Raw genomic sequence first — 5,907 nt, 5'->3', positions numbered from 1 at the left:
GTTTAACGAAGCCGGCATATGGAAAAGCGTAGATATTCGCCCTTTTCTCAAACGAGTCGACAACCGCTGAACGAACCGGAACGATGAGTCCATCGCCATGAGAAACCTTGACGAAAATATGATTACCGAAGCGGTGCTATCGCGCCACGCGAACGCGTCAAATCCAAGGTTGAAGGAGATCATGACGAGTTTGGTCAACCACCTTCACGCGTTTGCGCGGGAGGTGCGATTGACGGAGCCAGAGTGGGAGTCGGCGATCCGCTTTCTGACTGAAGTCGGGCACATCACGGATGACAAGCGCCAGGAATTTATCCTGTTATCTGACACACTTGGCTTATCGATGCTGGTTACCGCGATGGCGAACGTCAAGCCGGCCGGATGCACCGAAGCTACGGTTTTCGGCCCCTTCTTTGTCGACGGCGCGCCGGTCCACGCAAACGGTGACAATATCGCCAACGGCGCGAGCGGTGAGCTCTGTTTCGTGTCCGGGTGTATCAGGGGGCTTGATGGCGTGCCCATCGCAAACGCAGAGATCGAGGTCTGGCAAGCGGACTCTGAAGGCTTTTACGATGTTCAGTACGATGGTGATGTGCATCGCGCGCGCGCGTTGCTGCATAGCGGAACCGATGGTCATTTTAGTTTCCGGTCCATTGTTCCGGTTCCTTATCCGATACCCCATGATGGTCCGGTGGGGCGGATGCTGTCCGCACTTGGACGCCACCCGTGGCGACCTGCGCATCTTCATTTCATGGTTACCGCGCCAGGTTTTGAACGGCTTGTCACCCATGTGTTTCGCGATGGCGACCAATACCTGGATTCCGATGCTGTATTCGGCGTGCGTTCCTCGCTCATTGCGCAATGGGTTCATCACGATGAAGGACAAGCCCCCGACGGCTCGCGCATGTACACGCCGTTCAGCACCCTTGACTTCGACTTTGTACTGAATCGCGCATCATGAAACCTCACTTTGCTACACCGTTTATCTACAGCACGCGGGCGACGCGCATTGTGTTCGGTGCAGGTTCGCTCGAACGCCTGGGCAACGAGCTCGACGAGCTGGGTATCCGCCGCGCGCTGGTGTTGTGTACGCCTGAGCAGCGAGAGCTGGCGGAAAGGGTCCGCGTAATTGGAGGCGCGCGCTGTCACGCTATATTCGATGGTGCGGTCATGCACGTGCCTGTTGAAACAGCAGAGGCCGGTGTCCGGGCCGCCAAAGAGCACGGCGCAGACGGCCTGGTTGCTGCTGGAGGCGGATCCACTCTTGGTCTGGCGAAGGCTATCGCGCTTGAGACGAGTCTGCCTATTGTCGCGATTCCTACCACGTACGCTGGGTCCGAAGTGACGTCTATCTATGGGCTGACAGCTGGAAGCGAGAAGAAAACTGGCAAAAGTCATCGAGTGCTGCCGCGTACAGCGATCTACGACGCAACTCTTACATTGACGCTACCCGTTGCTTTAAGCGCTACGAGTGGTCTTAACGCAATTGCGCATGCTGCTGAAGGGTTATACGCGCAAGATGGCAATCCCGTCATGTCTATGTTCGCCGAAGAAGGCATTCGCAGCTTGGCTCAGGGTCTCCCTGTTGTGTGCGCGCAACCGAAGGACATCGAGGCAAGGGAAGTCACGCAGTACGGTGCATGGCTTTGTGGCACGGTATTAGGAAACGTCGGCATGGCGCTCCACCATAAGCTTTGTCATACCCTAGGCGGCACGCTCGATCTTCCGCACGCGCAAACGCACGCCGTGGTTCTTCCATACGCGATGGCTTTTAATTTACCTGCAGTTTCTGATGCAAGGGCGCGGCTTTCGCGTGCATTGGCCGCTGATGATCCGGCAGTGGCGCTTTACGAGCTTGGCCGCAAGCTTGCAGTCCCGGCCTCGTTGGCGGAGCTAGGGGTAAGCGAGTCGGACCTCGATCGCGTGGCCGAAATCGCGATGCGTTCACCGTATTTCAACCCGCGGCCCCTTTCGCTGCAGTCGATTAGAACATTGCTGCAATTGGCATTTGAAGGCGATACCCCTGACTCGTCTGCATTCCTGAGCCACTAGTCTGACCGTCGTTCGTTGCCTCAGCGAAAACTATCTATCCGCACGGCCGTTTGCAACGAAATGAACCTCAGCCGTGCGCAACTTTACAGGTCTCTCATTATGAAAAAGCGCGCACTTATTGTCGGGGCTAGTGGAATCGCTGGCAGCAATCTGGCCGACCAGCTTGTAAGCTCGGGATGGGAAGTCTGCGGACTCTCCCGTGGACGCACTGCCGTCTCGGCAGAGGTCAAACCGATACTCGCTGATTTGACCGCAGCAGAGTCAGTGAAAACTGCGCTTGGCGCCCTTAATGTCAGCCATGTCTTCTTCACTACTTGGGCACGCCAGGCAACCGAGGCTGAAAATATTCGCGTGAACGGCGCGATGATCAGCAATGTGCTGGACGCACTCGCCGACGGGCCGTCGTCGCTTGAACATGTCGCACTTGTTACCGGGCTCAAGCACTATCTGGGACCGTTCGAAGCGTATGCAACGGGCGCGGTGCCCGACACGCCATTTCGGGAAAGCCAGGGAAGACAGAATGTCGAAAATTTCTACTATGAACAGGAAGATCGGGTGTTTGCTGGCGCGCAGCGGCAGGGTTACACGTGGAGCGTCCATCGCCCGCATACGATCATCGGCTATGCCGTTGGTAACGCGATGAACATGGGTACGACCCTCGCGGTATATGCAACGCTTTGCAAACAAATAAACACGCCCTTTGTATTTCCGGGATCAGCGGCGCAATGGAACAGCCTGACAGATATGACTGACGCCCGTCTCCTGGCGCGTCAGCTTGAATGGGCTGCCACCGCTGATGAGGCGCAGAACGAGGACTTCAACATCGTCAACGGAGATGTGTTCCGCTGGAAATGGATGTGGTCGCGCATTGCCGATTATTTCGACATTGAGCCGATCGCGTTCGATGGCGAAGTTCGTCCACTCGAAAGCCGGATGCAAAGTGCGGTTGCACAATGGGAAAATATTGCGTCGCAGTTCACATTGGCGCAAACGGACATCAATAAATTGGCGTCATGGTGGCACACCGACGCGGACCTTGGACGCCCAATGGAAGTCATAACCGATATGTCGAAAAGTCGTAAGGCAGGGTTTCTTGACTACCAGGCGACCGACGAGGCGTTCTTTGACCTTTTTGACCGGTTGGCTGCCGAGCGGATCATACCGACGCGTGGCTGAACTTTGCTACGGGACTAAAAGTGGATTGATGATTTTGTTCGGACGGTGGCTTGCATGAACAGGATCGTCGTTACCTCGTTTGAACTTACCGTCTGCGAGTAGCGGCACGATCGGGATAGCGAGAAAATGGATGAAAATCATCAGTAACGCAACGACTTTTGGTGACGACTGCGATCTTGGGCGTCCCGATGCTAGAAGCGATGCATTTTCCAGGCATGCGCGAGTTCATGTTGCGCTCAGGTGAAGAAGCTCTTGAGTTGGGCTTGCTACAAGGTTACGACGTTTCGTCAATTTTCGGTTTGAAGTCAGAGGACGTCGCAGATCGGGAGAAAGTTGTTGAACGGCTTTTAGATACGGTGATGAGCGGGTTCGTTCTACCAGAGACTACAACTACGGTTCTTCAAGATTGGCAAAAAGGCGGTCGTCGTGAAATTGATGACTTGAATGGGCTAGTTGTGGACCGACCGGCCCTTGCCGGACGAAATGCTCTTGCCAATCAAGCAATCGTTCGCATTGCAAATAAAATTGAGGAACGGCAAGCAATACCGAGTCTTCGAAACATGCAAGTACTATTGAATGAAGCCATGCAACCTTGAACTTGAAAATGACGGGACTTGCGATGAGCGTCATTTCAGGTTTTTCCCGGCAGCAAAATCTGAGCATAGACCGATACACCCCACTACCAAGGTAAATCGAACAGTGAAAATTGATCTTTCCGGAAAGACAGCCGTGATCAGTGCCTCAACCGCTGGTATAGGGCTAGCCATTGCAACGGGACTGGCGGCGGCTGGCGCTGAGGTTGTGATCAACGGTAGGAAGCAAGACGCCGTGGACCGAGCGATCGAGTGCATTTGTCAAGACGTCTCAGGCGCGCGGGTGCGTGGCGTCGCTCGCGATCTTGGTGCGCGTGAAGGCTGTGATGCATTTGTAGAGGCGATTCCAATCGCGGATATCCTCGTGAACAACCTTGGCTTCTTCGGTCCTGGAGATATTCTAGGAACCGACGACGAGGAGTGGCAGCGTTACTTCGAGGTCAACGTTATGTCTGGGGTCCGGCTGACGCGAGCCTATTTGCGGGGGATGATCGAGCGCAAATGGGGTCGTGTCGTATTCATATCTTCCGAGTCTGGACTTTGTATTCCTGGTGACATGCTCGCATATGGATTTTCCAAGACATCTCAATTGAGTATCGCGCGAGGCGTAGCGAAGTTTGCCGCTGGCACAGGCGTCACGGTCAATTCAGTGCTGCCCGGTCCAACGCTATCGGACGGTATTCGAGAAATGCTCAGTGAAAGGGCGCAGACAACCGGAAAATCGGTTGAGCAAATTCTTGATGAGTTCGTTCTCGAAACCCGAGGCTCATCTATCATCCGTCGGTCGACCAGTACAGAGGAAGTCGCAAATATGGTCGTGTATGCGTGCTCGATGCAGGCTTCAGCGACAACTGGGGCCGCGCTGCGCGTGGATGGTGGGATAGTGGACAGCATAAGCTGACCCGGCTTTGTCACGTTGAATAGTGGAAGCTGAAAAAGCCTATAGGACGCACTGTTTCTCAGAACGCAGACGGATCTTGGGTGAGCTCAGTCAAACGATGCGAAGAGGCAAATCGGTCACCGAGTTGCTTGCGGTAAAGCGATGCGTGTAGTAGATGTCGCTTGAGTGCAAAGTGCTGCCGAATTGGACCGAAGCTCGACAGGAAAGCCTGCGTGCGTTCCGGAACTCGGAAGCCACGCATCCGACGCTCGCGTTCGCGTGTGGGCTGATGGCTATTTTCGGCCCGATTGTTTAGCCGTGCACTAGCTTTTACGAAGACGTGCGTGACGTTGGCCAGTTCGGGCATCTCGGCCTTTGCCGCCGGATAGCTACGGAGTTGGTCGGTCACGATCTTGCGGGGTACTTCGGGACACGAGGCCAGCACGCGCTTGAAGAACCGCTTGGCTGCAGCCTTGTCGCGACGCTTCTGCAGCAGGATATCAAGCTCGGTGCCATGCTGATCGACTGATCGCCATAGCAGGTATGGCTCGCCGCGCAGCGTCACGAACACCTCGTCGAGATGCCATGTGCTACCGGGCTTGCGGCGCGCTGCTTTCGCCCGGTGAGCAAAGCCCGCGCCGAATCTATCGCACCAGCATCGGATCGTCTCGTAGGTCACAATCACGCCGCGCTCGAAGAGGAGTTCCTCGACGTCGCGCAAGCTCAATTGAAAGCGAAAATACCAGCGCACGGCGCAACTGATGACCACGGCTGGAAAGCGGTGGCCGCGATAAAGCGATTTCGATTTTTTCATCACCCCCATCTTACGTGACTGGCCCAACAACCTGACAACCCGTTCCGCCTACTGGCCGTGGTATATCCGCCGTGTTTTTCAAATCGTAGTTTTTCTTATGCGCCGAATCGTTGTGCGTCGCTCACCCATTCATGGCCGAGGCGTGTTCGCTGTAACCAACATCCCATCCGGGGAGTTACTTGTCGAATACAAAGGTGAAGTGACATCTTGGCGCGTCGCGGGCCAGCGCTATCAACGCAACAGCGCCGAGGACGGCCACACGTTTTTCTTTGGGCTGGATGACCGACGCGTCATCGACGGCGCTCGTGGTGGCAATTCTGCACGTTGGCTCAACCATTGCTGCGAGCCGCACTGCGAGGCAGAGCAAGAGGGGAGCCATGTGTTTATCCGGGCCC

The 5,907-nt window shown here is 55.5% G+C and carries 7 protein-coding genes; 6 read left to right on the top strand and 1 reads right to left on the bottom strand.

Annotated features, from left to right (window positions below; all coding sequences use genetic code 11):
• Positions 1–97: 97 nt before the first annotated feature.
• The 5 genes from WCA53_RS25705 to WCA53_RS25685 all read left to right on the top strand — a co-directional run bounded on the left by WCA53_RS25705 (position 98) and on the right by WCA53_RS25685 (position 4,719).
• Positions 98–958 (top strand): intradiol ring-cleavage dioxygenase, encoded by an 861-nt coding sequence (locus tag WCA53_RS25705; protein WP_423917053.1) that lies wholly within the window; start codon positions 98–100, stop codon positions 956–958.
• Positions 955–2,049, top strand: coding sequence for a maleylacetate reductase (locus tag WCA53_RS25700; protein ID WP_423917051.1), 1,095 nt, complete (start codon positions 955–957; stop codon positions 2,047–2,049). The genes WCA53_RS25705 and WCA53_RS25700 overlap by 4 nt, the downstream gene beginning before the upstream one ends.
• A gap of 99 nt (positions 2,050–2,148) precedes the next feature.
• The gene (locus WCA53_RS25695) at positions 2,149–3,225 is read left to right on the top strand and encodes an SDR family oxidoreductase (protein WP_423917055.1); all 1,077 of its coding nucleotides are present in this window, start codon (positions 2,149–2,151) and stop codon (positions 3,223–3,225) included.
• A 161-nt stretch (positions 3,226–3,386) separates the two neighbouring features.
• Complete coding sequence (locus WCA53_RS25690) at positions 3,387–3,821, top strand: ketopantoate reductase family protein (protein ID WP_423917048.1); 435 nt, start codon at positions 3,387–3,389, stop codon at positions 3,819–3,821.
• Positions 3,822–3,924: 103 nt separating this feature from the next.
• A complete protein-coding gene (locus WCA53_RS25685) occupies positions 3,925–4,719 on the top strand; it encodes an SDR family NAD(P)-dependent oxidoreductase (protein WP_423917045.1) in 795 nt (264 codons plus the stop codon).
• A gap of 58 nt (positions 4,720–4,777) precedes the next feature.
• Here the strand turns inward: WCA53_RS25685 and WCA53_RS25680 are convergent, their stop codons facing one another.
• The gene (locus WCA53_RS25680) at positions 4,778–5,512 is read right to left on the bottom strand and encodes an IS6 family transposase (protein WP_423917043.1); all 735 of its coding nucleotides are present in this window, start codon (positions 5,510–5,512) and stop codon (positions 4,778–4,780) included.
• A 97-nt stretch (positions 5,513–5,609) separates the two neighbouring features.
• Here WCA53_RS25680 and WCA53_RS25675 point away from each other — a divergent pair.
• A partial coding sequence (locus WCA53_RS25675; protein ID WP_423917041.1) for an SET domain-containing protein occupies positions 5,610–5,907 on the top strand: 298 nt, incomplete at its 3' end.

Origin of the sequence: Caballeronia sp., assembly GCF_049581465.1 — a bacterium.
GTDB lineage: Bacteria > Pseudomonadota > Gammaproteobacteria > Burkholderiales > Burkholderiaceae > Caballeronia.
The sequence above is the reverse complement of the archived record's forward strand: the minus strand, read 5'-3'. Positions and strand labels throughout refer to the sequence as shown.